Source organism: Streptomyces triculaminicus, assembly GCF_017349075.1.
Taxonomy (GTDB): Bacteria; Actinomycetota; Actinomycetes; order Streptomycetales; family Streptomycetaceae; genus Streptomyces; species Streptomyces triculaminicus.
Map to the genome: position 1 here is coordinate 800,125 of NZ_JAFMOF010000001.1, position 26,658 is coordinate 826,782.

General features: G+C 72.3%; 18 protein-coding genes and 2 pseudogenes. 7 read left to right on the plus strand and 13 right to left on the minus strand.

The features are described 5' to 3' along the window. The first annotated feature begins 59 nt into the window (after positions 1 to 59). Complete coding sequence (locus J1792_RS03665; RefSeq protein WP_086574407.1) at positions 60 to 1,232, plus strand: thiolase C-terminal domain-containing protein; 1,173 nt, start codon at positions 60 to 62, stop codon at positions 1,230 to 1,232. A gap of 37 nt (positions 1,233 to 1,269) precedes the next feature. Here the strand turns inward: J1792_RS03665 and J1792_RS03670 are convergent, their stop codons facing one another. Continuing rightward, a complete protein-coding gene (locus J1792_RS03670; RefSeq protein ID WP_086574416.1) occupies positions 1,270 to 1,689 on the minus strand; it encodes a Zn-ribbon domain-containing OB-fold protein in 420 nt (139 codons plus the stop codon). Positions 1,690 to 1,820: 131 nt separating this feature from the next. On the opposite strand from J1792_RS03670, the gene J1792_RS03675 reads away from it, so the two are divergent. From J1792_RS03675 to J1792_RS03685, 3 genes are all read left to right on the plus strand, one after another. Next, positions 1,821 to 4,040: an acetate--CoA ligase family protein gene (locus J1792_RS03675; protein WP_086574405.1), complete on the plus strand. Its 2,220-nt coding sequence runs from the start codon at positions 1,821 to 1,823 to the stop codon at positions 4,038 to 4,040. Between the two features lie 34 nt (positions 4,041 to 4,074). Further along, positions 4,075 to 4,950: an enoyl-CoA hydratase/isomerase family protein gene (locus J1792_RS03680; protein ID WP_086574403.1), complete on the plus strand. Its 876-nt coding sequence runs from the start codon at positions 4,075 to 4,077 to the stop codon at positions 4,948 to 4,950. 93 nt (positions 4,951 to 5,043) lie between these two features. Further along, complete coding sequence (locus J1792_RS03685; RefSeq protein WP_242645633.1) at positions 5,044 to 5,694, plus strand: flavin reductase family protein; 651 nt, start codon at positions 5,044 to 5,046, stop codon at positions 5,692 to 5,694. Positions 5,695 to 5,738: 44 nt separating this feature from the next. Here J1792_RS03685 and J1792_RS03690 read toward each other — a convergent pair whose 3' ends face one another. The 5 genes from J1792_RS03690 to J1792_RS03710 all read right to left on the minus strand — a co-directional run bounded on the left by J1792_RS03690 (position 5,739) and on the right by J1792_RS03710 (position 11,670). Further along, positions 5,739 to 6,740 (minus strand): hypothetical protein, encoded by a 1,002-nt coding sequence (locus tag J1792_RS03690; protein WP_086574401.1) that lies wholly within the window; start codon positions 6,738 to 6,740, stop codon positions 5,739 to 5,741. Positions 6,741 to 6,983: 243 nt separating this feature from the next. Next, entirely contained in the window at positions 6,984 to 8,078 is a 1,095-nt protein-coding gene (locus tag J1792_RS03695) for a Zn-dependent alcohol dehydrogenase (protein WP_086574399.1), read from the minus strand. 31 nt (positions 8,079 to 8,109) lie between these two features. After that, on the minus strand, positions 8,110 to 9,573 hold the full coding sequence (locus J1792_RS03700; RefSeq protein ID WP_207246665.1) for an aldehyde dehydrogenase family protein: 1,464 nt from the start codon (positions 9,571 to 9,573) through the stop codon (positions 8,110 to 8,112). Next, the gene (locus J1792_RS03705; RefSeq protein ID WP_086574395.1) at positions 9,570 to 10,733 is read right to left on the minus strand and encodes an acyl-CoA dehydrogenase family protein; all 1,164 of its coding nucleotides are present in this window, start codon (positions 10,731 to 10,733) and stop codon (positions 9,570 to 9,572) included. Before J1792_RS03705 ends, J1792_RS03700 begins: the two co-directional genes overlap by 4 nt. Before the next feature lie 25 nt (positions 10,734 to 10,758). Continuing rightward, positions 10,759 to 11,670, minus strand: a complete 912-nt coding sequence (locus J1792_RS03710; protein WP_086574393.1) for an SDR family oxidoreductase — start codon at positions 11,668 to 11,670, stop codon at positions 10,759 to 10,761. A gap of 119 nt (positions 11,671 to 11,789) precedes the next feature. Here J1792_RS03710 and J1792_RS03715 point away from each other — a divergent pair, with 119 nt between their 5' ends. After that, positions 11,790 to 12,716 (plus strand): cyclase family protein, encoded by a 927-nt coding sequence (locus J1792_RS03715; RefSeq protein ID WP_086574391.1) that lies wholly within the window; start codon positions 11,790 to 11,792, stop codon positions 12,714 to 12,716. Between the two features lie 270 nt (positions 12,717 to 12,986). Here J1792_RS03715 and J1792_RS03720 read toward each other — a convergent pair whose 3' ends face one another. From J1792_RS03720 to J1792_RS03735, 4 genes are all read right to left on the minus strand, one after another. Next, positions 12,987 to 13,463 (minus strand): ATP-binding protein, encoded by a 477-nt coding sequence (locus tag J1792_RS03720; protein ID WP_179199102.1) that lies wholly within the window; start codon positions 13,461 to 13,463, stop codon positions 12,987 to 12,989. A 412-nt stretch (positions 13,464 to 13,875) separates the two neighbouring features. Next, positions 13,876 to 14,910 carry an acyl-CoA dehydrogenase family protein gene (locus J1792_RS03725; RefSeq protein ID WP_207246666.1) on the minus strand — a complete coding sequence of 345 codons (1,035 nt, stop codon included), beginning with the start codon at positions 14,908 to 14,910 and terminating at the stop codon, positions 13,876 to 13,878. A gap of 8 nt (positions 14,911 to 14,918) precedes the next feature. Further along, positions 14,919 to 16,088, minus strand: coding sequence for an acyl-CoA dehydrogenase family protein (locus J1792_RS03730; protein WP_086574389.1), 1,170 nt, complete (start codon positions 16,086 to 16,088; stop codon positions 14,919 to 14,921). Positions 16,089 to 16,093: 5 nt separating this feature from the next. Beyond that, a complete protein-coding gene (locus J1792_RS03735) occupies positions 16,094 to 17,365 on the minus strand; it encodes an amidohydrolase family protein (RefSeq protein WP_242645433.1) in 1,272 nt (423 codons plus the stop codon). A 131-nt stretch (positions 17,366 to 17,496) separates the two neighbouring features. On the opposite strand from J1792_RS03735, the gene J1792_RS03740 reads away from it, so the two are divergent. Further along, on the plus strand, positions 17,497 to 19,098 hold the full coding sequence (locus J1792_RS03740; protein ID WP_207246667.1) for a class I adenylate-forming enzyme family protein: 1,602 nt from the start codon (positions 17,497 to 17,499) through the stop codon (positions 19,096 to 19,098). A gap of 36 nt (positions 19,099 to 19,134) precedes the next feature. On the opposite strand, the pseudogene J1792_RS03745 reads toward J1792_RS03740, so the two are convergent. Together J1792_RS03745 and J1792_RS03750 are read right to left on the minus strand one after the other, a co-directional pair. After that, positions 19,135 to 21,760 (minus strand): annotated as a pseudogene (locus tag J1792_RS03745) (serine/threonine kinase C-terminal domain-containing protein). Positions 21,761 to 22,617: 857 nt separating this feature from the next. Beyond that, positions 22,618 to 23,524, minus strand: a pseudogene (locus J1792_RS03750) (serine/threonine-protein kinase); the annotation flags it as partial. A 114-nt stretch (positions 23,525 to 23,638) separates the two neighbouring features. Here J1792_RS03750 and J1792_RS03755 point away from each other — a divergent pair. Then, complete coding sequence (locus J1792_RS03755) at positions 23,639 to 24,847, plus strand: serine hydrolase domain-containing protein (RefSeq protein WP_086567124.1); 1,209 nt, start codon at positions 23,639 to 23,641, stop codon at positions 24,845 to 24,847. Here the strand turns inward: J1792_RS03755 and J1792_RS03760 are convergent. Then, complete coding sequence (locus tag J1792_RS03760; protein ID WP_207246668.1) at positions 24,844 to 26,550, minus strand: glycerol-3-phosphate dehydrogenase/oxidase; 1,707 nt, start codon at positions 26,548 to 26,550, stop codon at positions 24,844 to 24,846. The two genes, J1792_RS03755 and J1792_RS03760, sit on opposite strands and share 4 nt — an antisense overlap. Positions 26,551 to 26,658: the final 108 nt, after the last annotated feature.

The window sequence follows — 26,658 nt, forward strand, 5'->3', positions numbered from 1 at the left end:
GTCATATTAGGTTGGCACGACCGGCTTTCCCAGAGCGCAGCTGATGTACCGTCAGATCCATGACTCCAGGCAAGCGCAGAGCCGCCGTCCTCGGTGTCGCCCTCGCGGACTGCGGCCGCCTCGACACGACCACGCCGTACGCCCTGCACGCCCAGGCCGCCCGCCGCGCCCTCGCCGACTCCGGCCTCGGCAAGGACCTCGTCGACGGATTCGCCTCCGCCGGGCTGGGCACGCTCGCCCCCGCCGACGTCGCGGAATACCTGGGCCTGCGGCCCACCTGGGTGGACTCCACCGCCGTCGGCGGCTCCACCTGGGAGGTCATGGCCGCCCACGCCGCCGACGCCATCGCCGCCGGGCACGCGAACGCCGTCCTGCTGGTGTACGGCTCCACCGCCCGCGCCGACATCCGGGCCGGCCGCCGCACCGCCGCCCTCTCCTTCGGCAACCGGGGCCCCGCGCAGTTCGAAGCCCCCTACGGCCACACCCTCATCGCCAAGTACGCGATGGCGGCCCGGCGCCACATGCACCAGTACGGGACGACCCCGGCCCAGCTGGCCGACATCGCCGTGCAGGCCCGCGCCAACGCCGCACACAACCCGCACGCCATGTACCGCACCCCCCTGACGATCGACGACGTGCTCTCCGGCCCCGTGATCGCCGACCCCTTCACCAAGCTCCAGTGCTGCATCCGCTCCGACGGCGGCTGCGCCGTCCTCCTGGCGGCCGAGGAGTACGTCGCCGACGTCGCGAAGCCGCCGGTGTGGGTGCTGGGAGCGGGCACGGCCGTGTCGCACACCGCGATGTCCGAGTGGGAGGACTTCACGGTCACCCCCGCGGCCGTGTCCGGACGCCTGGCCTTCGAGCGCGCCGGCGTCGCACCGCACGAGATCGACGTGGCGGAGCTCTACGACGCCTTCACCTACATGACCCTTGTGACGCTGGAGGACCTGGGCTTCTGCGCGAAGGGCGAGGGCGGAGCGTTCGCCGCGGACGGGCGGCTGACCGTCCACGGCGGCCTTCCCGTCAACACCGACGGCGGCGGCCTCTCCGCCTGCCATCCCGGCATGCGAGGACTGTTCCTCCTGGTGGAGGCCGTGCGCCAGCTGCGCGGCGAGGCCGAGGAGGGCCGCCAGGTGCGGACGGCCGACGGCGCCGCGCCCCGGCTCGCCGTCGCCTCGGGGACCGGCGGCTGGTTCTGCTCCTCCGGCACGGTCGTCCTCGGCCGCGACTGACCGCCCCCCTCACCCCCCTCGCACCCGACCGGCCGCCTCACTCCGGCCGGAACACCGGTATCGCCACCGGGACGCCGGGATCCCGGCGGAAGGCCACCCGAAGCCGCATGCCGATGCGCAGTTCCCGCTCGGGGCAGTCGATCACCTCGGTCATCATGCGCGGCCCTTCCTCGAGATCGACCACGGCGGCCGTGTACGGCAGCCTGGCCCCGAAGGGCGGAAGGTCGTTCACATGGATCACGGACCAGGTGTAGAGCCGGGCGCGGCCGCTCGCCTCCTCCCAGGCGACCTCCGCGCTCCAGCACCGCGGGCAGAATTCGCGCGGATAGTGGTGCGCCTTCCCGCAGCCGGCGGCGTGGCAGCGGCGTATCAGCAGCCGGCCGACGGCCGCGGCGTCCCAGTACGGCCGTGTGAAGTCGTCGATCTCCGGCACGTCGGAGCGCGGCGATCCGTTCACGGTGCCCACCTCGTCATCTGTTCCGGACTGTTCGGACCGTTCCGGCGCAAGACCGTTCCTGACGGCTTGTCAAATCTGTAATCTGACTCAACGTCAGCTTATCGGCCAGCGAGCAGGAGTGGGCGAGAACGATGCTCGGATCGACTCACGGCACCCTCACCACCACCTCCCGTCCGGCCCGCGTGGTGGCCTGCGGCAAACGCCCCGGCCCGGTGGTCCACGGCACCGCTGCCGCCGAGGACGTGGACGTCAGCGGACGTCCTCTGCGGTCGGACGTCCCCGACCTGGACCGGTTCTTCCGGCCCGAGTCCGTGGCCGTCATCGGCGCCTCGGAGACCGAAGGACGCCCCAACACCGGCATCACCCGCCAACTGATCGCCTGGGCCGAGCGCGTCGGTGCCCGCGTCCACCCCGTACACCCCACGAGAACCACCGTCTTCGGCCTCCCCTGCCACCCCTCGGTCCGCGACCTGCCCGAGCAGGTCGATCTCGCCGTCCTCCTCGTCGGCGACCCGACCCCCGTCATCGAGGAACTGGCCGACTGCAAGATCAAGTTCGCCGTCGCCTTCGCCTCCGGATTCGCCGAGGCCGGAGGCGAGGGCGCCGCCGCCCAGGCCCGGCTCGCCGCGGCCGTCCGACGCGCCGGCATCCGCCTCCTCGGCCCGAACACCAACCTCAACGCCTTCGAGCACTTCCGCGACGATCTCCAGGGCCCGGCGATCGCCCTGATCACCCAGTCAGGCCACCAGGGCCGGCCGGTCTTCGCCCTGCAGGAGCTGGGCATCCGCCTCTCCCACTGGGCCCCGACCGGCAACGAGGCGGACCTGGAATGCGCCGACTTCATCTCCTACTTCGCCACCCGGCCCGAGGTCGGGGCGATCGCCGCCTATGTGGAGGGCCTCAAGGACGGGCGGGCCTTCCTGCTCGCCGCCGACCGCGCCGCCCGCCACAAGGTGCCCGTCGTCGCCGTCAAGGTCGGCAGGACCGAGACCGGCGCCCGCACCGCCGCGACCCACACCGGCAAGCTGACCGGCGCGGACGATGTGGTGGACGCCGCCATGCGGCAGTTCGGCGTGATCCGGGTGAACGGCCTGGACGAGCTTCAGGACACCGCCGCCCTGCTCGCCCGGGCCCGGCCGCCCCGGACCACGGGCGTCGCCGTGTATTCGATCTCCGGCGGCACCGGCGCCCACTTCGCGGACCTGGCCACGGCGGCCGGCCTCGAACTGCCCGTCCTGTCCCCCGGCAAACAGAGCGAACTGCACCAGTGGATACCCGGCTACCTGAGCGTGGCCAACCCCATCGACAACGGCGGTCACCCCGTCGGCGACTGGCGCGGCCGCAAGATCATCGACGCCGTGCTCGCCGACCCCGCCATCGGCGTCCTCGTGTGCCCCGTCACCGGCCCCTTCCCGCCCCTGAGCGACAGGCTCGTTCGGGACCTCGTCGACGCGGCGGAGACCACGGACAAGCTGGTGTGCGTGGTGTGGGGCTCCCCGGTCGGCACCGAGGACGCCTACCGCACCACCCTCCTCGGCTCCTCGCGCGTGGCCACCTTCCGCACCTTCTCCAACTGCGTCACGGCCGTCCGCGCCTATCTGGACCACCACCGCTTCACGGCCGGCTACCGCTCCCCCTTCGACGACGCGCCCCGCTCCCTTTCCCCCTCGGCGCGCAAGGCGCAGGCACTGCTGCGCCCGGGCGAGCAGCTCAGCGAGCACGCGGCGAAGCAACTCCTGCGCGCGTACGGCATCCGCGTGCCCCGCGAACAGCTGGTGACCAGCGCCGCGGCGGCCGTGCGAGCGGCGGCCCAGGTGGGCTACCCGGTGGTCATGAAGGCCTCGGGCCCGCAGCTGGCCCACAAGAGCGAACTCGGTCTCGTCAGGATCGCGTTGACCTCCGCCAGCCAGGTGCGCGACACCTATCGCGAGCTCACCGACATCGCGCGCTACGAAGACCTTCCCCTGGACGGCGTCCTCGTCTGCCAGATGGTCGGCCCGGGCGTCGAGATGGCCGTGGGCATCACCCACGACAGCCTCTTCGGCCCCACGGTGACGGCGGGCCTGGGCGGCGTGCTGGTGGAGGTCCTCGCCGACACGGCCGTACGCGTGCCGCCGTTCGACGAGGGCCAGGCACGGACGATGATCGGCGAACTCCGTGGAAAAGCCCTGCTGGGCGGCGTCCGGGGGGCTCCCCCGGCCGACGTGGACGCCCTCGTCGAGACCGTCCTGCGCGTCCAGCACATGGCCCTCGAGCTCGACGGCCTGGCCGAGCTCGACATCAACCCCCTCGTGGTGCTCGAGCGAGGCCAGGGCGCCGTGGCACTCGACGCGCTGGCGTTCTGCCGCTGAACCACGTTCTGCCGCCGAACCAAGGAGCCTTCGCATGAGCCTCTCCCCCCGTGAGACACCCGTCGGCTGCGATGGACACGGCGAAGCCGACGGGTCCGCGACGTCCACCGAATCCGTTGAGTCATTGGTACTGCACACCACTGACAACGGAGTCTCGTGGATCACGCTCAACCGGCCCCACGCACTCAACGCCATCACCTCCGACCAGCGCGAACACCTGATTTCCCGGCTTTTTCGCGACTCGGCGGACCACGCCGTCCGAGCGGTGGTCATCACCGGTGCCGGCCGGGGCTTCTGCTCCGGCGCGGACCTGCGCGCGGCCCCGGCCGCGGGGCTGGCCGAGCGCGTACCCGGCGACGTGGCCCGCATGATCAAGGACGGCGCCCAGCGGCTGATCAGCGCGGTGCTGGACTGCGAGAAGCCCGTGATCGCGGCCGTGAACGGCACCGCGGCGGGGCTCGGGGCGCATCTCGCGCTCGCCTGCGACCTGGTGCTGGCCGCGGAATCGGCGCGGTTCACCGAGGTGTTCGTGCGGCGCGGCCTGGTCCCCGACGGCGGCGGCGCCTATCTCCTGCCACGGCTCGTCGGGCCGCAGCGCGCGAAGGAGCTGATGTTTTTCGGCGACACCCTTTCCGCGGCCGAGGCGGAACGTTTCGGGCTGGTCAATCGCGTGGTGCCGGACGAGGAGCTGGCCGGGACTGCCCGCACCTGGGCCGAACGGCTGGCGAGCGGCCCGACCCGAGCGCTCGCGCTGACGAAGCAGCTGGTCAACGCCTCTCTCGAAGGGGGCAGGGCGGCGGCCTTCGCCGCCGAGGCGGCCGCGCAGGAGATCAATTCGGCGACGGCGGACGCGGCCGAGGGCGTGGTCGCCTTCGTGGAGCGGCGCGACGCCGCGTTCCGGGGGCGCTGAACGTATGCCGTGCGAGGCACCGGCTCACGGCGGTCGCGGCGCGTGCCGGAAGGGTTCCGATCTCATGGCTCATCGGATTCAATGGGCCGCATGATGGGACACGCCGGAATGGCGGCCATCGCGGTGCGCTGTCTGCGGTCCACGGGCTCACCGGCCCTCACCGCGCAGCCTCGCGACCCCTCGCCCCGCCCCCGACTGCGGGCCGTACGGGCGGACGAGCCGCCCCCGCCGACGCCGGAGGAATTCCGGAACGTCCTCGGCCACTTCGCCAGCGGGGTGACCGTCATCACCGCACCGGGCGAAGACGGGGAACCCCCTGCGGGGTTCGCCTGCCAGTCCTTCTGCTCGCTGTCACTCGACCCGCCTCTCGTCACGTTCATGGTGGGCCGTGCGTCGACGAGTTGGCCGCGCATCGCGCGGGCCGGAGTCTTCTGCGCCAACATCCTCGGTTCCGGGCAGAAGGACCTCTGCAGAGGTTTCGCCGCCAGAAGCTCACAAACAGCCGACAAGTTCGCCGGAGTGACACACGAGCCGTCTCCGGTGACCGGTTCGCCACGGCTCGCTGACGCGTCCGCCTGGGTCGACTGCACGATCCACGCCGTGCACACCGGCGGGGACCACCTCATCGTGGTCGGACGCGTGGAGGCTCTCGGAGCCGATCCGGGCGCGGCGGACGCCGGGCCACTGCTGTTCCACCGGGGCGCGTTCGGCGCCTTCGACGCGTTCGGAACATACGAGGGCTGAGTTCGCGACGTACGAAGGCCGGACCAGGCGGTGCGGCGGCCCCGCTACTTCCTGTGCCTGACCACCTTGGTCAGCACGTACCGCTTGCCCGAGCCCGGCTTGCCGATCTCGTGGTAGATCCGCGGCCCCTTCTGCGTACCGATGGCGGTCCAGTCGCGCGTGAGGTCGCAGGCGCCGATCCTCAGGAAGACGCCCCGCACCGTGCCCTCCGTCCTGACCGGCTTCCAGGTTCCGGAGCCGTCGCAGTCCGTCGGCCTGTCCTTGCCCGTGCCGTCCCAGACGAAGTTGTCGAGCCCATGGGCGACGGCGTTCCCGTCGGACGCGAGTCTGACGGTGCCCCCACGGCCGTCGGTCCACATACCCGCGAAGTCCGACGTGGCCAGCCGCGGCGGCTCGTACACGCTCACCAGACCCGTTCCGTACGCCCCCGCCCCCAGCGCGCCGACGACCAGCGATGCCAGCAGGCCGTCGCGCGTCACCCTCCGGGCCACGCTCCCGGCGCGGCCCTCGCGGACCCGCCGAGCGGCGGCCCGGCCGGCCAGGGTCGCGGGCAGCAGTACGCCGGTGAGCGCCCCCCACCACAGGAGGTAGGCGAGCGGCGGCGCCAAGGAAAGGCTGCCGAGCGCCGCCACGGCACCGAATACGGCCACCGTCACGGCCGAGACCACGGGCACGGCGCCGACGGTCCACCACGGGCCGGCGGTGTCACGGGTACGCGCGAACCTGCGGGCGAGCGCCAGTGCGGGCATCACGACCGAAGCGGTGACGAAGCCGCTGACGAGCACGGTCAGGAGCAGCACCCCCAGCGCGAGGGCCAGAACCAGCGGGATGTTCCCGGGAATTCCGTCGTGTTCGCGGGAGAGCATGACCAGCACGGCAGCCGTCCCGCCGATGACGGCCTCCGCGCACAGCGCGGCCATCGAGGCGCAGAACGCGGCACCGAAGCCGTCGCCGTGCGGCGCGCGCCCGGACCGGTCACACCTCTCGGCGGACGTGGCGTCGGGCGCGTCGCCCCCTATCACATGCGGCTCGGCCTGCTGTGTCATCTCCGCCCCTCCCTCTCCCGAAATGAGTCCCCCAGAGGTCGAGAGGTTCCGCTGCGAAGAGCCCGAAGACCGCGCTCGGTGCTCATCGGCCCACCGACTGTGAGTCCGGGCAGCACAAATGAGCTGCCCGGGCGGTGCATTCCTGCCGAATGATCCAGGTTGCCCCGAATCAAGGCGGCTCGGGCAACAGTACGATCACACCCCGCACTCAGGCAGCGTTCTGTGCGAAAACTGCGGCAGGGATCACACGTCGGGGAGCCCCGGCTTCCGGTCGAAGGAGAGGACGCAGCGCGCCACCGAAGGGTTGTTCAGCTCGGCTGCCGCGCGCTCGAAATCCTCGACCGGATAGACCTTGGTGACCAGCTCGTCCAGGAGGAGCCGGCCCTCGCGGTACAGCCGTGCGTAGAGCGCGATGTCGCGCTGGGGACGGGAGGAGCCGTAGCGGCAGCCCAGAATCGACTTGTCGAGATAGAGCGAGGAGACGCGGAAGGACGCCTCCGCGTCGGCGGGCGGCACTCCCAGCAGAACCGCTTGGCCGTGCCGGTCGAGGAGGTCGATCGCCTGCCGGATGAGGCGGGTGTCCCCGACGCACTCGAAGGCGTGGTCGACGCCTGTGGGGAGGATCCGCCGCACCGCGGCCGGGATGTCGGAGACGGCGGAGGCGTCGATGAAGTGCGTGGCGCCGAAGCGGCGGGCCGGTGGCTCCTTGCGCGCGTCCACGTCGACGGCGACGACGGTGGAGGCCCCGGCGATCCGCGCGCCCTGCAGCACGTTCAGCCCGATGCCGCCGGCACCGATGACGAGTACGGACTCGCCCTGGCCCACCCGGGCGCGGTTGAGGGCCGCCCCGACGCCCGTCAGGACGCCGCAGCCGATGACAGCCGCCGAGAGCAACGGCATGTCGTCGGGGATCTTGACCGCCTGTACGGCCTTGAGGACGGTGCGCTCCGCGAAGGCGGAGTTGGACGCGAACTGGAACAGCCTTTGTCCTCGCCGGGCGAACGGCCGGCCGGGCCTGCCGATGGCCGAGCGGCACATGGTGGGCCGGCCGCGGTCGCAGTCGGCGCAGGCACCGCAGTTGGCGAGCGTGGACAGTGCGACGTGGTCGCCGGGCGTGACGTGTGTGACGCCTGGCCCGACGGCCTCCACCACGCCCGCGCCCTCGTGGCCGAGGACGACGGGCGCGGGATACGGAATGGTGCCGTCGATGACCGACAGGTCGCTGTGGCACAGACCCGCGGCGGCGACGGCGACCAGGACCTCGCCGACGCCCGGATCGCGGACTTCCAGATCGTCGACGACCTGTGGGGACTTGCCGTCGAAGATGACGCCTCGCATGGTTGGTTGTCCTCTCCGGCAGGCTGGGTGGTCAGGACGGCCAGACGAGCGACTGGAGTTCGCTGTACGCGTGGAGGGCGAAGGAGCCGCCGTCGCGGCCGATGCCGCTCTTCTTGAATCCGCCGAACGGCGTCTCGGGGTGCCTGCGGACGGTGTTGATACCCACGTTTCCGCTGTGCAGCCGGGCGGCGAGGGCCCAGGCGCGGCCGGTGTCGGCGCTGAAGACATAGTCGTAGAGGCCGTACGAGGTCCCGTTGGCGATACGGACCGCCTCGTCCTCGTCGTCGAAGGGCATGACCACGACGACGGGTCCGAAGATCTCCTCGCGGGCGACGGCCATCTCCGGCGTGGCGTCGGCGATGAGGGTCGGTGCGACGTAGAAGCCGGGCCGCATGGCGGGGCGGCTGCCGCCCGCGACGATGCGGGCGCCCTGGTCACGGGCCCCGGCGATGTAGGCCTCGACGCGATCGCGCTGCGCGGCGGAGATCAACGGGCCGACGATCGTGGAGTTATCCACAGGGCTCCCGATCGTCAGCGCTCCGGCGTAGCGTTGCAGACCGGTGACGACCCGCTCGTACAGCGATCGATGGACGAGCGCCCGGGTCGGCGCTGTGCAGAACTGCCCGCTGTGGAAGGACCAGACCGAACCGACCGCCCCGATCGCCGACTCGAGCACCTTGTCGTCGGCGTCCTCCAGGACGATGGCCGCGCCCTTGCCGCCCAGCTCCATCAGGGTGCGCTTCATCGACCTCCCCGCGGTCTCGGCGATCTTCCTTCCCACTCCGGTGGAGCCGGTGAAGCTGATCATGTCGACGCCGGGGTGGGCGACGAGCGCCTCTCCGGCGTCCGCGCCCGATCCGGTGACCACGTTGAACACCCCGTCCGGCAGGCCGGCCTCCTGGAAGAGGGGGCCCAGTTCGAGGCAGCAGAGCGGGTCCTGGGGGGCCGGCTTGGCGACGACCGTGTTTCCCATGGCCAGGGCGGGGCCCACTTTGCCCGCGAGATTGACGACCGGGAAGTTGTAGGAGGTGATGCAACCGACGACGCCCACCGGGCGCCGGACCGCGGCGGCGTTCATCAGGCCGCCGGGAGCCGGCGGCCCGGCCGGGACGGGCGACGGCGCGAGCGGGACAACGTCCGGTTCCAGGGCGCCCCGGGCGTAGCGCCGGAAGCGGTCCACGGCCGGAGTCATCTGCAGGCTCTTGGCGACGCACAGGGTCGCGCCCGTCTCGGCCTGAAGCAGAGGGACGAGTTCCCCTCTGCGTTCCGACAACAGATCTGCGATCCGGTCCAGGACCGCCGCGCGCTCGCGCGGATCGGTGCGGGACCAGCCGCTCCGCGCGGCCTGCGCGGCGGCCACGGCGTCGGCGACTTCGGCGGGAGTCGACTCCGGGGCCTCCCCGACGACCTCTTCGGTCGCCGGATTGACAATTGGATAGTGCCCTTTTTCCGGCGCACGCCACGCGCCGGCGGTCCAGTGACCGTACGTCGTCATGGCCGGGCCTCCTTCGGCAGGCCGAGCACGCGCTCGGCGATGATGCCGCGCTGGATCTCGTCCGAGCCGCCGTAGATGGTGTCGGCTCGGCTGAAGAGGAACAGGCGTTGCAGGGCGTCCAGTCGGTACGGCCTGTCGGGGTGCCAGTCGTCCGGTCCCAGGACGGCGGGTGCGCCGCGCACCTGCATCGCCAGTTCGCCGAGCCGCCTGTGCCAGCCGGCCCACAGCAGCTTGGCCACGTTGGGCGCCCCCGGTGCGTCGTCGCCCGCCAGGGTCCGCAGGGCGTGCCAGCGCATCGTCTGCAGTTCGGCCCATTGCCGTACGAGCCGGTCCCGTACCGCCGGCTCCTCTGCGGCGCCGGTCCGTACCGCGAGCCGGATCACTCTCGCCAGTTCGGCGGCGAAGCCGATCTGCTGGGTGAGGGTGGACACGCCGCGCTCGCGCGCGAGGAGGCCCAGGGCGACCCGCCAGCCATTGCCTTCTCCGCCGACGACGTGTTCGGCACGGGCCTCGGCGCCGTCGAAGAACACCTCGTTGAAGTCGGCGTCGCCCGACAGCTGCCGGATCGGGCGGACCTCGATCCGGCCGGGCTGGCCCATCGGCACGAGAAGAAGGGAGAGTCCGTGATGGCGTCGCGACCCCGGGGTGGTGCGCGCCAGGACGAAGCACCAGTCGGCCTCGTGGGCATGGGAGGTCCAGGTCTTCTGTCCGCTGATCCGGTACGCACCGCCACCATCGGCCCGCACGGCGACGGTCCGTACGGCGGCGAGGTCCGACCCGGCGCCGGGTTCGCTGTAGCCCTGGCACCAGAGCTCCTCGCCCCGGGCGATGGCGGGGAGGAAGCGAGTGCGCTGAGCGGCGTCGCCGTGAGCGAGGAGGGTGGGGCCCAGGAGGTTCTCGCCGAGGTGGCCGAGGCGGGCGGGCGCGTGGGCCCGGGCGTACTCCTCCGCCCAGACGACCTGCCCGCCGAGGGTCGCGGTCCGGTTCCCGTAGGTGCCGCGTGCGTCGCTCCAGCCGAGGCCGATCCAGCCGCCCGTACCCAGTTCGCGCTCCCAGGCGCGGCCGGGGACGGGAGGCAGGTCGCCGGCGAGGTGCTCGGCCAGCCAGGCACGCGCCTCGTGGCGGAACGCCTCGTCCTCCGGTCCGAATGCGAAGTCCATCCCCACTCCTTCGCCGTTCGAGGTCTCAGGCGTTGGGACGCTCGCCGGCCGCGGCCGCGTCGGCCATCGCTCCCAGCCTGTCCAGCATGGGCATCGGGTCGGTGCCGACCATCCCCGGGAGGAGGTCGGCGATCCGCTCGGGGGTCCAGGAGCCCTCCGCGTAGGCGGCGCGCAGTTCGCGGGGCTGGGCCCAGACCGCGATCTTCGGGCCGGCGACGGTGTAGACCTGCCCGGTGATCCCCTCCTGACGGGCGCGCTCGCTGAGCAGATAGACGACGAGCGCGGCCACGTCCTCCGGCTCGCCGATCTCCTTGAGCTCCATGGGCACGTTGGCGGACATGCGGGTACGGGCCACGGGGGCCACGCAGTTGGCCGTCACCCCGTACTTGTGCAGCCCCAGGGCGGCGCTGCGCACGAGGGAGATGATGCCGCCCTTGGCGGCGGCGTAGTTGGCCTGGGAGACGCTGCCCTGGTGGTTGCCGCTGGTGAAGCCGATGAGGGCGCCGCCGCGCTGTCTGCGCATCACCGCGGAGGCGGCGCGGAAGACGGTGAAGGTGCCCTTGAGGTGAGTGGCGACGACCGGATCCCACTCCTGCTCGGTCATATTGAAGATCATGCGCTCACGCAGGATCCCCGCCACGCATACGGCACCGTCGATCCGTCCGTACCGGGCCAGGGCGGTGTCGACGATCCGCTGGCCACCGGCCATGGTCGAGACGTCGTCGGCGACGGCGACGGCCTCCCCGCCCGCCGCTTCGATCTCCTTGACCACGGCTGCCGCGACCTCGCTCGCCGGCTCGTCGCCCGTGACGGACACGCCGTAGTCGTTCACGACGACACGAGCACCTTCGGCGGCGCAGGCCAGGGCCACCGCCCGGCCGATGCCCCGCCCCGCTCCGGTGACGGCGACCACCTTGCCGGCCAGGAAGTTCCCCATGGCGCGCCCCCTTCCCGCATTTTCTGACGGACCGTTAGATTTTTGAGCAGGGCGGTCCCGAGCACAAGACCTGGAGAAGCGGAAAACGGCCGACACGGCCACGACTGCGGGAGGAATCCATGTCATTGCCGACGGAGTTCCACGAGCTGGCCAAACGACTGAACAACTGGGGTCGCTGGGGCGACTACGACGAGATCGGTACGCTCAACCTCATCACGGACGAGGTCGTACGGGCCGCCGCGTCGACGGTCACCAGCGGGCGCCGCGTCCCGCTGGCCCTGCCTCTCCGGCAGGACGGCGTGCAGACCGGGCTGATACCCGGCAGGGTCAACCCCCTGCACACCATGGTCGCGATCAACGCCGAGTTCTTCGGGCCGGGGACCGTCGCCACCAGCGACGACGTCGTGACCATGGGCCTTCAGGCCGGCACCCACTGGGACGGCCTCTCCCATGTCTCGCACGGCGGCAGGCTCTACAACGGCCGGCCGGCGGATTCGATCACCGCCCAGGGGGGCGCCGCGTTCCACGGCGTCGAGAAGGCCGGGCACATCGTCTCGCGCGGCGTCCTGCTGGACGTCGCCCGCGCCAGGGGGGTGGACCGGCTCGCCGGCGAACACGCCGTGACGCCCGAGGACCTGGAGGCGGCCGAGGAGTTGGCGCGGGTGACCGTGCGGCCCGGCGACATCGTGCTGGTGCGGACTGGCCAGATCCAGCACTACCTGGCGGGAGACAAACAGGCGTACGCCTATCCTTCGCCCGGCCTTTCGATCCGCACGCCCGAGTGGTTCCACACGCGCGATGTCGCCGCCGTCGCCAATGACACCCTCACCTTCGAGATCTTCCCGCCGGAGATCGAGAACCTGTGGATGCCCGTCCACGCACTGGACCTGGTCGAGATGGGTATGCCGCAGGGCCAGAACTGGAATCTGGAGGCGCTTTCCGAGGCCTGCGCCACATCAGGGCGCTACGCGTTCCTGCTGGCGGCGATGCCGGAGCCGTTCGTGGGCGGGACGGGAACACCGGTGGCGCCGGTGGCCGTCTTCTGAGGAGACCGCCTCACGCGGCACCATCACGCGGGCTCCCGGGCCCGTTCGGAAGACGGGCGGGCGGCGGCGCACAGATGCGCACCCCGAGCACGGCACCGTGCGCCGCCACCCAGCTCCGGCGCCTGAGCCCTGTTGTCGCGCCGGATCGCGACCCGCACTCGCCAAGCAGCCCGACAGACGGGCCTCTCGACGTCCCCTCGCAACGAATCGCTGCATCCAAGGGTGATCACGTGACCACTTCACGTCAACACCTGGTCTGGACTTTGTCGACTAAGCCCGATTTGTCGCTGCGTGTTGTGGCTCAAAAGCGCCACTCCAGCACGGTTCTCCGCGATCGACCTCGCACCAGATGCGCTTGCCGGCGCCTTCGCGATGCCAGCCCCAGCGGTCGGCGAGGCCGTCCACCAACTCCAGGCCCCTGCCCCCGGTCTCGTCGCCCTGGGCCCGTCGTCGTCGCGGCGCACGAGCGCTGATGTCGGCCACCTCGACGCGGACCGTACCGACGCCTCCGGCCGCCGCGCCGGCGGGCCCGGCCACACCGGGGAGGAGCATCCGCAGCACAGCGGGGCACCCCGTGTGCACCACGGCGTTGGTGACCAGCTCGGAGATCAGCAGGATCAGGGTCTCGGCCAGTGGCTCGTCGACCCCTATGCCCGACCCGGCCAGCCGGGACCGCGCCCACCTGCGAGCCCGCCCCACTTCCGCGGGGTCGGCCCGGACCTCCATCTGCATCTGAAGCACCTGCACCGCTCACACCATCCGAACCGGCGGACACAACGCCTCGCGTCCCGAAGAGATCACTGAACGTGATCCCCGTCGAGGACAGCATGGTTGACGTACAGTTACCCCAACAAGCGCTTCGGGCATATTCCGGCGCAAAGGAGTATGCGTACTGCATACTGTGCGACGCGCACTGCGGGGACTCGAACAGAGGGGCGCTGTACGCCCCGGAACATGGCGAGCGAGGGTTTCCACCGCACTCGGCACCGCCGCTTCGGCCGTACCGACTTTGTTCCACCCTTGAACCACTCGCACCCGACGGAGAGTACCCGAGGTCCGGCCCGACTCCGTACCGTGACGAGTTACACGAAGAACACAAGTCGATATCGACGCAGAGTGATCACTTATCGGGTGGAAGGCGGTAATTCACCCACACCGATTACACGGCCCCATTCGCTCGGTTCGCGGTTTCCGTCATGCAATCCCCGGGGTCTTCCAGGAGGGCCGCCGCCAGGGCCTCCTCGGCCTTCGCCGCCGACTGCCACTGAGCCTGCCGGACCCATGCTCGCTTCAGATGGAGATGAACATCGGCGTCCCAGGTGAAACCCAAGCCTCCATGCAGTTGCAAACAGTCACGGGCATTACGGACAGCAGCCTCATCAGCGAGCAGTTTGGCCGCACATGTGTCACCGAGCGTCATCGTCAAGGAGGCCGCATAGACGCTACTGCGTGCGATTTCCGTACGCGCGAGCATGCGCGCGCACACATGCTGAACGGCCTGGAAGGCTCCGATCGGCCTGGCGAACTGGGTGCGGACCTTCACGTAGGCAACGGCCATCTCCAGGGTGCGGGCCGCGCTGCCGAGTTGCTGGGCGGCGGTCAGAAGCGCCGCCTCACCGCACAGACGACCGACGGCCAACCCCTTTGCCTGACCCGCCCTTTCGGCCCCCTGCATGGCTTCATCGGCGGGCGGCAGGTAGTGGAGCGGGGTGGTCGGGTCCACCGATCGCAAGGGCCGGGCCGCTGCCAGGGCCCCCGTCCCGTCGTCCACCGGGAGCGCCCGGACCGTCGGGCCCTCGAGCAGCAGCACGGCGTCGGCCGCGTCGAGTTGCTCGACGACTCCGTCTCCCTCCAGGGCCGTCACCACCGTCGCGCCGTCCGCGGCACCTGGCACGAGCCCCGCGGCGAGGTGCGTGGCGGCCAGCGGGCCCGGCAGCAGGGCTCGGCCGGCTTCCTCGAAGACGAGCACCGCTTCGGGCAGTCCGAGCCCGGCGCCCCCTTCCTTCTCCGAAAGGCGCAGTGAGAACATCCCGATCTCCCCCAACTCCCGCCACAGGGCGCGGTCGAGAGGAGCCCGCTTCGCCGGATCGGCTTCGGCCGACTTCCGTAGCTTCTCTCGGGGAAAACGCGCCGCCAGGAGATCGCGCATTCCCGCTCGCAGGGCCCGCTGGTCCTCACTCAGCCGGAAATCCATGATCGCTGTCACCGCCCTCTGGGAAGTCCGAGGATGCGCTCGGCAATGATGTTCTGCTGGATCTGGGACGTGCCGGCGGCGATGGTGTACGAGAGGGAGGAGAGGCGCTCGAGGGTCCACTCATGGCCGGCGTCGAGCGACAGAGGGCCGAGAGCCTCGGCGGCCGCGTCGTAAAGGTCCTGACGGGCATGGGAATAGCGCAACTTGAAGACCGAGGCGCCCACACCCGGTACACCACGGCCACCCGTCCGCAACGCGTGAGCGGCCTCGCTCGCATTCCACTGGGCGAGCCGCCACAGGGCCGTGAATTCGGCGTTCAGGCGGCCGAGGCGGCGGCGCAGGGCAGCGTCCTCCCATTGTCCGTTCTCCTGTGCCGCGCGGGCGAGCAGGGCCAGGGTGCGTCGGCAGGCGACGACTTCTCCGGCGAAGGCGGTGCCGCGCTCGAAGGAGAGGGTGACCATGGTGACGCGCCAGCCGTCGTTCTCCGCGCCGACCCGCTGGGCGACCGGCACGCGTACCTCGTCCAGGAACACCTCGGCGAATTCCGTGGATCCGGCGAGGGTGCGCAGCGGGCGGACAGTGACCCCCGGGGCGTCCATGCGCATCGCGAGCCAGGACAGGCCCCGGTGGCCGGGGGCCGAGAGGTCGGTGCGGACGAGCAGCTCGCACCAGTCGGCGACCTCCGCGTGCGAGGTCCATGTCTTGCTGCCGGTGACGACGTACGCGTCCCCGTCGCGGACCGCGCGGGTACGCAGGGAGGCCAGGTCGGAGCCGGCCTCGGGCTCCGAGAAGCCCTGGCACCAGACCTCCTCACCGCGCAGGATGGGTGGCAGCCAGCGGGCCCGCTGGGTGGCGGTGCCCTCCACGGCGATGGTGGGGCCGGCGTGCAGCAGCCCGACGAAGTTGGCGCCCACGTAGGGCGCCCCCGCGAGCTCGGTCTCCTCGAGGAAGATCAGGTGCTGGGTGGGGGTGGCACCCTGTCCGCCCGCGTCGGCCGGCCAGTGCAGGCCCGCATATCCGGCGTCGTACAGTGCCCGCTGCCAGGCGCAGTCGTAGGCGCGCCGGGCGGGCCAGTCGGCCGGGGACGGCTTGGGGGGCAGGGTGGGAAGCGTCCTGTGCAGCCAGTCGCGCAGCCGGCGGCGGAAGTCTTCCTCTTCGCGGGTGCGGGTGAGGTCCACAGCGGTCACACGTCCGCAGGTCCGACGCCGCGCTCCGGGGCCGGCACCGAGTCCGAAATCGGCTCCGAAATCGGGTCCGGGGACGGGGCCGCGTCGAGGTCCAGGCCGAGCATCCGGATGGCGTTGCCTCGCATCAGCTTGTGGACGGTTTCCTCGTCCAGGCCGCGGACGTGGTCGAGAGCCACCTGTTTGGTGTGCGGGAAGGTGGAGTCGACGTGGGGGTAGTCGGTCTCGAAGGTGGCGTTGTCGCGGCCCACCGCGTCGAGGGACGCGATGCCGTGTTTGTCGCGGAAGAAGCAGCAGAAGATCTGCCGGTAGTAGTACGTGGAGGGCGGTTCGGGGATCAGGTCGCGCACGCCGCCCCAGGCCCGGTGCTCGCGCCAGACGTCGTCCGCCCGCTCCAGGGCGTACGGTATCCAGCCCATCTGGCCCTCGCTGTAGGCGAGTTTCAACCGGGGGAAGCGGACGAGGACGCCGCTGAAGAGGTAGTCGGACATCGACGCCATGGCGTTGTTGAAGGACAGGGTCGCCTGGACGGCGGCCGGTGCGTCGGGGGAGGCGGCGGGCATCTGCGAGGAGGAGCCGATGTGCATGTTGACGACGGTGCCGGTCTCCTGGCAGGCGGCGAAGAGGGGATCCCAGTAGCCCGTGTGGATGCTGGGCAGACCCAGGTGGGTGGGGAGCTCGCTGAAGGTCATGGCGCGGACGCCACGGGCAGCGTTCCGGCGGATCTCCGCGACGGCGAGGCCGACGTCCCAGAGCGGGACGATGCACAGGGGGATGAGCCGCCCGCCGCTGTCGCCGCACCACTCCTCGACCATCCAGTCGTTGTAGGCGCGGACACACGCGAGGGCCACCTCCTTGTCGTGCGCCTCGGCGAAGGTCTGGCCGCAGAAGCGGGGGAAGGTCGGGAAGCACAGGGATGCCTCGACGTGGTTGAGGTCCATGTCCTTCAGGCGTTCCGCGGGATCCCAGCAGCCGGGCCGCATCTCCTCGCGGGTGATGCCCTCGAGGGTCATGTCGTCGCGGTCGAATCCGACGGCGGCGATGGTGCGCTTGTACGGGAAGCGGAGGTCCTCGTAGATCCACCAGTCGGCCGGCGGCCCGTCGGGGTCCATGGTGAGCCGGTACGCGCCGCCGATGTACCGCAGCTCGCCGATGCCGTGGGTCAGGGGCCGGGGGCCGCGGTCGCGGTACTTGGCCGGCAGCCAGGTCTCGAAGAGGTGGGCGGGCTCGATGACATGGTCGTCGACGCTGACGATGCGCGGCAGGTCCATGGGGACTCCCTCCACATCTGACGTTCCGTCAGTTATAGCGAGGCTAGACCGCACCCCCTGGACCGACAAGGCGTGTGGGCCTACGCTCCCGGCGGATGTGACGATGCGTCATCTCGAGGAGGGGGGCCGCGATGCTGTCCGGCACCGCACACGAACTGGCCGGCTCACGCGCCCTGTGGGAGCTGCTGGACCGCCGTGCCGCCCTCACACCACGGGCGCTCGCGCTGATCCAGGCCGGCGAACCCACCCGGGGCCCCATGGGCGGACGTGCCGGCGAAGCCGACGGCGACCGGAGCCTGACGTTCGGCGACCTGCGGGCCCGGGCGGAACGTGTCGCGGCGTGGCTCCACCTCCTGGGGGTGCGGCCCGGGAGCCGGGTGGCCTGGCAGCTGCCCACGCGCATCGAGACCGTCGTCCTGACGTTCGCGCTGGCCCGGCTGGGCGCCCTGCAGACGCCCCTCATCCCCTCCTGCCGCGACCGGGAGGTCGGCCACGCCCTGCGGGCCACTGGGGCCCAGGTCTTCGTGGTGCCAGGGGTGTGGCGCGGGTTCGACCACCTCGCGATGGCCCGCCGTCTCACCCCCACCCTGGCCGCCCGGCCCCTGGTCCTCACCGTCCACGGCACCCTCCCCGAGGCCGACGCCACGGTTCTCCCGCCGCCGCCCGCCGACGGCACGGAGGTCCGCTGGGTGTACTGGACGTCCGGCACGACCTCCGCCCCCAAGGGCGCCCTCCACACGGACCGGGGCCTCATCGCCGCCGGATCCTGCCTCGCCGACGCCCTCGGCCTCACGCCCGACGACGTGGGTTCCATGGCCTTCCCCTACGCGCACGTGGCCGGCCCCGACTACACGGTGATGACGCTCCTCGAGGGCATCCCCTCCCTCCTGCTGGAGCACTTCGCCCTGCCGGAGTCGCTCGGCGCGTACCGGCGGCACGGCGTGACCATGGCGGGCGGCTCGACCGCCTTCTACGCGATGTTCCTCGCCGAACAGCGCAAGGACCCCACCCGCAGGCTGATCCCCACCCTCCGGCTCCTGGCGGGCGGGGGCGCGCCCCGGCCGCCGGGGCTGTACGACGAGGTCGTCCGCGAGCTGGGGTGCGTCCTGGCCCACGGCTACGGCATGACGGAGGCGCCCATGATCACGATGGGCTCCCCGGACGATCCCCCGGACAGGCTGGCCACCACGGAGGGGCGTCCTCCCGCCGGGATGGAGATCAGCGTCGTGGGCGCGGACGGACGCCCGGTGCCGGCCGGCGTCGAGGGGGAGGTACGGCTGCGGGGCGAAGCCGTGTGCCAGGGGTACCTCGACCCGGAGCGCACCGCCGAGGCGTTCGACGCGGACGGCCGGCTCATCACCGGCGACCTCGGACACCTCACCGAGGACGGGTACCTCGTGCTCACCGGGCGCACGAAGGACATCATCATCCGCAAGGGCGAGAACGTCTCCGCGCTGGAGATCGAGCAGCTGCTCCACGGTCATCCGGGCGTGGCGGACGTCGCCGTCATCGGTCTGCCCGACCCCGCCCGGGGGGAACGCGTCTGCGCGGTCGTCCAGCAGCCCCCGGCGGCCGAGCCGCTGACCCTCGACGCCGTGACGACCCACCTGCGGGCCGCCGGGCTGGCGGTGCACAAGCTCCCCGAGCAGCTGGAGCTCGTGGAGGAACTGCCGCGCAACGACACCCTTCGCAAGGTGCTCAAGTACCAGCTGCGCGAGCGCTTCTCCGGCTGATCACCCTGACCGCCTGGCTCAGTTACCGCAGCAGACTCATTCCTGGGCGCGGTAGGTGTCCCTGGCCCGCTCGAAGAAGGCGTCGACCGAGCGCTGTTCGTCCATCGGGCCCCTGACCTGCACGAGGTGATAGCGGCCCGAAAGGATCATGGCGGCGTTGCGTACGTAGACCTGACGGCCGCTGCTGTCGTTCCAGTTGAAGGCGCCCTCGGCGGTCGCCGAGCCGCCGACGTCGCCGCGGCGCAGGCCGGAGGAGCCGGACCAGGAGGAGGACCGGTAGGGGGCGAGCTCGGGCTCCTTGTCCTGCTGGTAGGCCATCGGGTCGCTGCCGAACTCCGCGACCTTGTCCCGGCCGGGCACGATGATCAGCTCGTAGTCCCCGCCGACGTAGACGACCTGGCCGCGTTCGTTCTCGCCGCGCCGCCGCCAGTCCTCCGCCACGGCCACGCTGAATCCCCTGGGGTCCTTGCGCAGGGCGAATTCCTTGGGGAGGCTGCCGGTCCCCTCGGTCCGTTCCTCCTGGGCACCGGTGGCGGTGGCACGGCCGCTCCGGCCTTCGGCGGCGGCGGGGCTGCCGGTGGCCGCGCTCAGCGCTCCGGCGGTGCCGGTACGGTCGGCCGGGGCCCCGCCCGCGCTCTCGTCCGTTCGCGGCATGAACAGCAGGGCGTAGAGCACGGCTCCGATCAGGGCGAGCAGGATCAGGCCCAGCAGCAGCCGTCCCAGGCGTTGCGGGGAGGGCGCGGTGCCCACGAACTGCTCCTGCAGGTGTCCCGTGGTGAAGCCGCCGTGGCCGTGGCTCTGCGCGGCTCCGCCCCGCTCCTTGGCCGTCCGCTTGTGGCGCCCGTGACCGCCCGGCGCCGCCGGGCCGGCGGCGGAGGTACGGCCGCGGCGGCGGGCCACCTCACCGCGTCGCCGGACCACCGGCAGGCGGCGCACGTCGGTCGGCGCAGCGGGGCCGATCGACGGCACGGTGACCGTACGGCTGCCGATGTCCGGTTCCGGGGCCGAGCGGATCAGCGAGCGGAGCCAGCCACGGAGCTCCTCGAACTCCGGCCGCTCGCCCGGGTCCTTGCGCATCAGTGATTCGACGACGGGACGCAGGGCGCCGCACTCCTCGGCGTACGCGGGCGGCTCCGCGCAGACGACCTGGACGAGCTCGGCGGTGCTCTCCTCGGGGTAGGGGGCGTGGCCCTGGACGACGCGGAAGAGCAGGGCGCCCAGCGCCCACAGGTCGGCGGCGGGGCCCACGGGCGGCGCGAGCTGCCAGTTCTCCCGCACCGGCCAGGCCTGTTCCGGTGCCCAGCGCTCGGTGACGGCGCCGACGACGACCATGCGCGCCTGCCGGGTCCGTTCGGCGTCGAGGGCGCTGCCGGGGCCGGCGGGCGGGCCCCAGCTCTCGCCGGAGGGCCGGACGGCGGAAGCAGAGGGAGCGGCAGGAGTGGCGGAAGGGACAGCCGACTCGCCGCCGGGCCGGGCCTTCCCCGGCGCGGCCGCATCCGGGGCCCCGGGCCTGTCGGGCCGGACGCCCGCCGACGGCGGGGCGGCGTTGCCGGGGCGCGCGTCGCGGCTCGAGGGCGGGCCGTGCACCAGGGATCCCGCGCTCCACGGCGGCGTGGCGTCGGGCGCGGGCGCCGTGCCGCTGGCGGCGCTGCCGCCGCCCCAGGTGGACGCCCCGGTCGACGGCGTGGAGCCGTTCTCGGCGGCCGCGCGCGCGGCGGCACGGGCCGCCGCGTGGTAGGCGGCGATGGCTCCGGAGCGTACGGCCCGAGAGCTCTGGGGTGCGTTCGGGCCACCGCCGGCGGCGTCGGTGCGCGCGGCGGGGCCCGCCGGTCCCTGGTCCCGGTAGGCGGGGCCGCCCTGCGGCGGCACACCGGCCGTCTTCCCTCCGGCCCCACTGCCCGGCCTGGTGCCGGAGCCGCCACCGGCCGCACCGCCCTGAACGCCGGCCCCGCGCCCTGCGGCCGGTCCGCTGCCCGCGGCACCCGGCACGCCCTGACGCGGCAGGACGGCGCCGCCCTGGCCCGGGGCGTACGGGGACGCCGGGCCGCCGGGGGCCGGGGACGGGGTCGTAGCCGCACAGCGCCTCCTCGGCCGCGCCGGCGGCCAGGCCGGTGAGGATGGCGCGGCCGTCGTCGCAGATGAGGACCGTGCGGGCGGTGATGTTGCGGTGGGTCCAGCCCTGGGAGTGCAGCGCGCGCAGGGCGGCGAGGACGTCGGCGGCCACCTCGGCGGCGCGGTGCGGGGAGAGGGTGCGCTCGGCGAGGAGAGCGGCGAGGGGGCGGGCGGAGACCAGTTCGCTGACGATCCAGAGGCTGCCGGCCTCGGCGAAGACGTGGAAGACCTGGTCGAGCCGAGGGTGGTCGGGAACCTGCGCGGCGGCGGTCGCGGCCGCCAGCGCACGGCGCACCGCGGGGTCGGCGCCGCCACGCCCCGTGCCTGCGCTCCCCGCTCTGCCGCCGCCCCGGGGCCCTGCCCCGCCGTACGGCTTCCCGTCGCCGACGACCTCGGCGTCCACGACCTCCGGCAGGGGGATCTGCCGGACCAGGACCTCCTGACCGCTGTATGTGTCGAAGGCCCGGGTCTCCACGAGGTCGAACGCCTCGGAAGGTGGCAACGGAAGGCGGTAGCGGTCGGCGAGCACCCGGCCCGCGTAGTCGTCCACGACGCCTCCCCAATCGTGCGATCCGCCCAAACGTGCGATCCACCACCATTGCCCGAACAACCGTCAAAGCCGGTCGTTCCACTGCTTATTGCGGCTGCGTACGGTCCACGAGGACTCACGATACGTGCCGAACCCGCCCCTTCGGGCCCGTACGGCTCAGTACGTCCCCCGGCCCGGCAACGGGTATGCCTCGGGGGCGGCTCCCGCGGGGAGGGCGGGCCGGTTCACGCTGTTCGCGCCGTCCGTTTGCGCGCGGAACGATCCGCGGGCGCCGTCCTACTCTTCGTACGCCCCGACCCCGTCCAGGGGTGCCACGACGGGGACGGAGACGGAGACCGAGGCCTTCTTGTGCGGGGTGGAGCCGCTCTTGCCGTTGTCGCCCTTGTCCTCGCCGCTCAGGGCGAGGGCGAGGACGGTGCCGATGACGGCCAGCACGACGACGACCGCCGCGACGAGCAGGACGCGGCGCGGTACGACGTCGGTGATCGACGCACGGCCGTACGTCGTGACGCGCCCGCCACGGTTGCTGCGGGCGTTGGCGGCGACGCTCCCCACGCGCAGCCGCACGGGCTGGTCCGACCCCTCCGGGTCGGCCGTGACGGACGAGCTCGAGGGGGTGTCGTCCCGCAGGGGGCGGAAGGCGCCGCGGGTCCGTTCGGTGGCCGCGTCGCCGGGGCGCGCCCCGCCGGCGGAGGCCGAGTACGAGGACCGGGAGGAGGACCGTCCGGACGAGGAGCCCGTGGACGGGGCCGATGAGGACGCCGACGACGAACGGCCGCCGTAGCCGTAGTCGTCCCTCTTCGCCTTGGACGACGAGCGGAAGGACGAGGCGGAGGGCTTCTCCGGTATGACCGGAACGGCGATGGCCTGGGTGGCGTCCAGGTCGGGGGTGACGGGCTCCGGAGGCTTGGGCAGGCGCTCGTCCGGGGCGTTGACGGCGTCGGTGAGCAGCGCCCGCGCGCCGGCCTCGTCGAGCCGCTTCTGCGGGTCCTTGGCGAGCAGTCCGTACATCACCTCGGCCAGCGGCCCGGCGTTGCGCGGCGGCCCCAGGGGCTCCGTCATGACGGCGGTGAGGGTCGCTATGGCCGAGCCCTTGTCGTAGGGCGGAACGCCCTCGACGGCGGCGTAGAGCAGGCCGCCCAGGGACCACAGGTCGGCCGGGGGGCCGGGCTTCTGGCCGCGGGCCCGTTCGGGGGATATGTACGAGGGGGCGCCGACCAGCATGCCGGTCGAGGTGACCGACGGGTCGCCCTCGACCTGGGCGATGCCGAAGTCGGTGAGGACGACACGGCCGTCGTCGGCGATGAGGACGTTGGACGGCTTCACGTCGCGGTGCAGGATGCCCTCGCGGTGCGCGGCGCGCAGCACGTCGAGCACGGCGAGACCCACCTCGGCGGCTCTGCGCCACTTCAGCGGCCCGTCCTCGCGGATGACGTCGGCGAGGGAGCGGCCCTCGATGAGCTCCATGACGATCCACGGACGGTCGTCCTCGTGCACGACGTCGTAGACCGTGACCGCGCCGGCGCTGCGGATGCGGGCAATGGCCTTCGCCTCACGCAGCGTGCGCGTGATGAGGCGGCGCTTCTCGTCCTCGTCGATGTTGGCCGGGAAGCGCAGCTCCTTCACCGCGACCACTCGGCCCAGGGTCTCGTCCGTAGCCCGCCAGACCGTGCCCATGCCACCACGCCCGAGGACGTCCCCGAGGCGGTACCGCCCGGCGAGGAGGCGCCCTGCCGTGCCCTGCGTCTGCTCCGCCTCCGACATGCGTCCCCTCTGGCAATCAGCTCTGCGACCAACCGACCCTGGCAGAGCGACCATTGTCTCTCATCCGCGGACCGGCGGAAGGCCAGGGTCCGAGAGGCCATGGATGATAAGCGCATGCCGACGCGTGCCGCCTTCCCACGCCTCACGGCGGCCATGGCCGCGCTGAGCTGCGCCGTGGCGGTTTCGGTGACGACGGGAGGCGGTGGCGCCGTCGCCCGCTCCCCTGTAGAGGACCTCGTTTCGGAACGTACGGTTCCCGGCGCGGCCGAGCTGTCACAAGACGCTCATGGGGCGGTCCGGTTCACCACGGCGGGCGTCGCGGACGTCCGTACCGGACGCCGCATCCTTCCCACCGACCGCTTCCGCGCCGGGAGCATCACCAAGACGGTCATCGCCACCGTCGTCCTCCAGCTCGTGGCCGAACACCGGCTCGATCTGGACGATCCGGTCACCCGCCACCTCCCGGCCGACGCGGCAGCCGCCCTGCGCCGCTCAGGGCCCGATCGCTCGGAATACGAACGCCCAGGGCACGACCTCCCGGAACACGACCGCCCGGTCACGGTCCGCCAACTCCTCGGGCACACCAGCGGCCTTTTCTCCTACACCGACGACAGCGCCTTCTTCGGTCGCGTCTTCGGCGCCGGCTTCGCCGCCCACCGCTACGAGCGCCACACCGCCGGCACCCTGCTGCGGACCGCGCTCGCCCACCCCGCGTACGCGCCGCCCGGCAGCGGCTACCGCTACTCCAACACCGACTACCTCCTCCTCGGCATGGTCATCCGTCAGGTCACCGGACGGTCCTACGCCACCGAGGCCCGGCACCGGGTCATCACCCCCCTGCGCCTCACCGGCACCAGCTTCCCCGGCGTCCGGACCACGCTCCCCGCCCCGCACGGCCGGGCGTACAGCCCGTCAGGCCCCGGCCGGGACGACGGGGTCACCGACGTCACGGACCTCAACCCGTCCGCCGCGGGCGCCGCGGGCGAGCTGGTCTCCACCCTCCCCGACCTCAACCGTTTCTTCGCTGCCCTGCTCGGCGGGGGCCTGCTGCCCCCGGCGCAGCTGCGGGCCATGCGGGACACCACGGCGTCCGGCGGCCGGTACGGCCTGGGCCTGTTCCCCGTCCGGCTGCCCTGCCGGCGCACGGTGTGGGGGCACAACGGCGAGATCAACGGCTCGTACGTACAGACCCTCGCCACCGCCGACGGCCGACGTGTGGTCAGCTACCGCGCCAACAGCGACGCGGACATCTCCCGGACGGCCGAAGCGAAGCTCCTGAGCACGGCGTTCTGCCCCACCCACCGCACCGGCCGGACCGGCTAGACCGGCTGGATCTCCGGCGCCCCCAGCCGGGCCGCGTCCGCCGTCAGGTCGTCGGGCTGCCGCTGCGACTCGCGCTCGGCCTCCACGCGCTTCTCGTAGTGCTCGACCTCCTTGTCGACCTGCGCCGCGTCCCAGCCCAGCACGGGCGCGATGAGCTCGGCGGTCTCCCGGGCGCTGCGCGTCCCCCGGTCGAAGGTCTCGATCGAGATCCGTGTCCGCCGCGTGAGGACGTCGTCGAGATGGCGCGCCCCCTCGTGCGAGGCGGCGTAGACGACCTCCGCGCGCAGATAGTCCTCGGCCCCGGTCAGCGGCTCGCCGAGCGCGGGGTCGGCCAGGACGTAGGAGAGCACCTCGTCCACCAGCGAGCCGTAGCGGTTGAGCAGGTGCTCCACGCGGGCCACGTGCAGGCCCGTGCGCCGCGCGAGCTGGGCGCGGCCGTTCCACAGCGCGCGGTAGCCCTCGGCGCCCACCAGGGGGACGTCCTCCGTGACGCAGTCCGCCACCCGCTGGGCGAGCCCGTGCACCGCCTCGTCCACGGCGTCCTTCGCCATCACGCGGTACGTGGTGTACTTGCCGCCCGCCACGACCACGAGCCCGGGCACCGGATGGGCCACGGTGTGCTCTCGTGAGAGCTTGCTGGTGGCGTCCGACTCGCCGGCCAGCAGCGGGCGCAGCCCCGCGTAGACGCCCTGCACGTCGTCGCGCGTCAGGGGGACCGCGAGCACGGAGTTCACGTGCTCCAGCAGGTAGTCGATGTCGGCGCTGGAGGCGGCGGGGTGGGCCTTGTCCAGGTCCCAGTCGGTGTCCGTGGTGCCGATGATCCAGTGCCTGCCCCAGGGGATCACGAAGAGCACGCTCTTCTCCGTGCGCAGGATCAGGCCCGTGGTGGAGTGGATGCGGTCCTTGGGCACGACCAGGTGGATGCCCTTGGAGGCGCGTACGTGGAACTGTCCGCGTTCGGCGATGAGCTGCTGGGTGTCGTCCGTCCACACTCCGGTGGCGTTGACGATCTGGCGGGCGCGGACCTCGAATTCGCCGCCCTGTTCCAGGTCCCGTACGCGCACCCCGACCACGCGCTCGCCCTCGCGCAGGAAGCCCACGACCCGCGCCCGGTTGGCGACGTCGGCGCCGTAGGCGGCGGCCGTGCGCACGAGGGTGGTGACGTAGCGCGCGTCGTCCATCTGGGCGTCGTAGTACTGCAGGGCGCCGATCAGGGCGTCCTTGCGCAGGCACGGCGCGACGCTCAGCGCCTTCCTGCGGGTGAGGTGACGGTGCGTGGGCAGGCCGCGGCCATGGCCGGAGGAGACGGACATCGCGTCGTAGAGGGCCACGCCCGACCCGGCGTAGAAGCGCTCCCAGCCTCTGTGCTGGAGCGGGTAGAGGAAGGGCACGGGCTTCACCAGGTGCGGGGCGAGCCGCTGCAGCAGCAGGCCGCGCTCCTTCAGGGCCTCGCGCACCAGGGCGAAGTCCAGCATCTCCAGGTAGCGCAGGCCGCCGTGGATGAGCTTGCTGGACCGGCTGGAGGTGCCCGCGGCCCAGTCGCGCGCCTCGACGAGCCCGGTCGTGAGCCCGCGCGTGGCCGCGTCCAGCGCGGTGCCCGCGCCGACGACGCCGGCGCCGACCACCAGGATGTCCAGTTCCCGCTCCGCCATCCGGGCGAGCGCCTCACCGCGCTCGGCCGGACCGAGTGTCGCCGTCCTCACCATTGCCTCCCGCCTGACCGCTCTCGCCGTCGTTGCCGGTGACCCGTCACTGCCGCCGCCGCACGCCGCCCGTCGCTCCCTCGCCGCGCCGGGCGGGCACCCGTCCTC

Coding starts and splice junctions, on each gene's coding strand:
- J1792_RS03665 (WP_086574407.1), top strand. CDS start 60: ATGACTCCAGGCAAGCGCAGAGCCGCCGTCCTCGGTGTCGCCCTCGCG.
- J1792_RS03675 (WP_086574405.1), top strand. CDS start 1,821: ATGCTCGGATCGACTCACGGCACCCTCACCACCACCTCCCGTCCGGCC.
- J1792_RS03680 (WP_086574403.1), top strand. CDS start 4,075: ATGAGCCTCTCCCCCCGTGAGACACCCGTCGGCTGCGATGGACACGGC.
- J1792_RS03685 (WP_242645633.1), top strand. CDS start 5,044: ATGGGACACGCCGGAATGGCGGCCATCGCGGTGCGCTGTCTGCGGTCC.
- J1792_RS03690 (WP_086574401.1), bottom strand. CDS start 6,740: ATGACACAGCAGGCCGAGCCGCATGTGATAGGGGGCGACGCGCCCGAC.
- J1792_RS03695 (WP_086574399.1), bottom strand. CDS start 8,078: ATGCGAGGCGTCATCTTCGACGGCAAGTCCCCACAGGTCGTCGACGAT.
- J1792_RS03700 (WP_207246665.1), bottom strand. CDS start 9,573: ATGACGACGTACGGTCACTGGACCGCCGGCGCGTGGCGTGCGCCGGAA.
- J1792_RS03705 (WP_086574395.1), bottom strand. CDS start 10,733: ATGGACTTCGCATTCGGACCGGAGGACGAGGCGTTCCGCCACGAGGCG.
- J1792_RS03710 (WP_086574393.1), bottom strand. CDS start 11,670: ATGGGGAACTTCCTGGCCGGCAAGGTGGTCGCCGTCACCGGAGCGGGG.
- J1792_RS03715 (WP_086574391.1), top strand. CDS start 11,790: ATGTCATTGCCGACGGAGTTCCACGAGCTGGCCAAACGACTGAACAAC.
- J1792_RS03725 (WP_207246666.1), bottom strand. CDS start 14,910: ATGGATTTCCGGCTGAGTGAGGACCAGCGGGCCCTGCGAGCGGGAATG.
- J1792_RS03735 (WP_242645433.1), bottom strand. CDS start 17,365: ATGGACCTGCCGCGCATCGTCAGCGTCGACGACCATGTCATCGAGCCC.
- J1792_RS03740 (WP_207246667.1), top strand. CDS start 17,497: ATGCTGTCCGGCACCGCACACGAACTGGCCGGCTCACGCGCCCTGTGG.
- J1792_RS03755 (WP_086567124.1), top strand. CDS start 23,639: ATGCCGACGCGTGCCGCCTTCCCACGCCTCACGGCGGCCATGGCCGCG.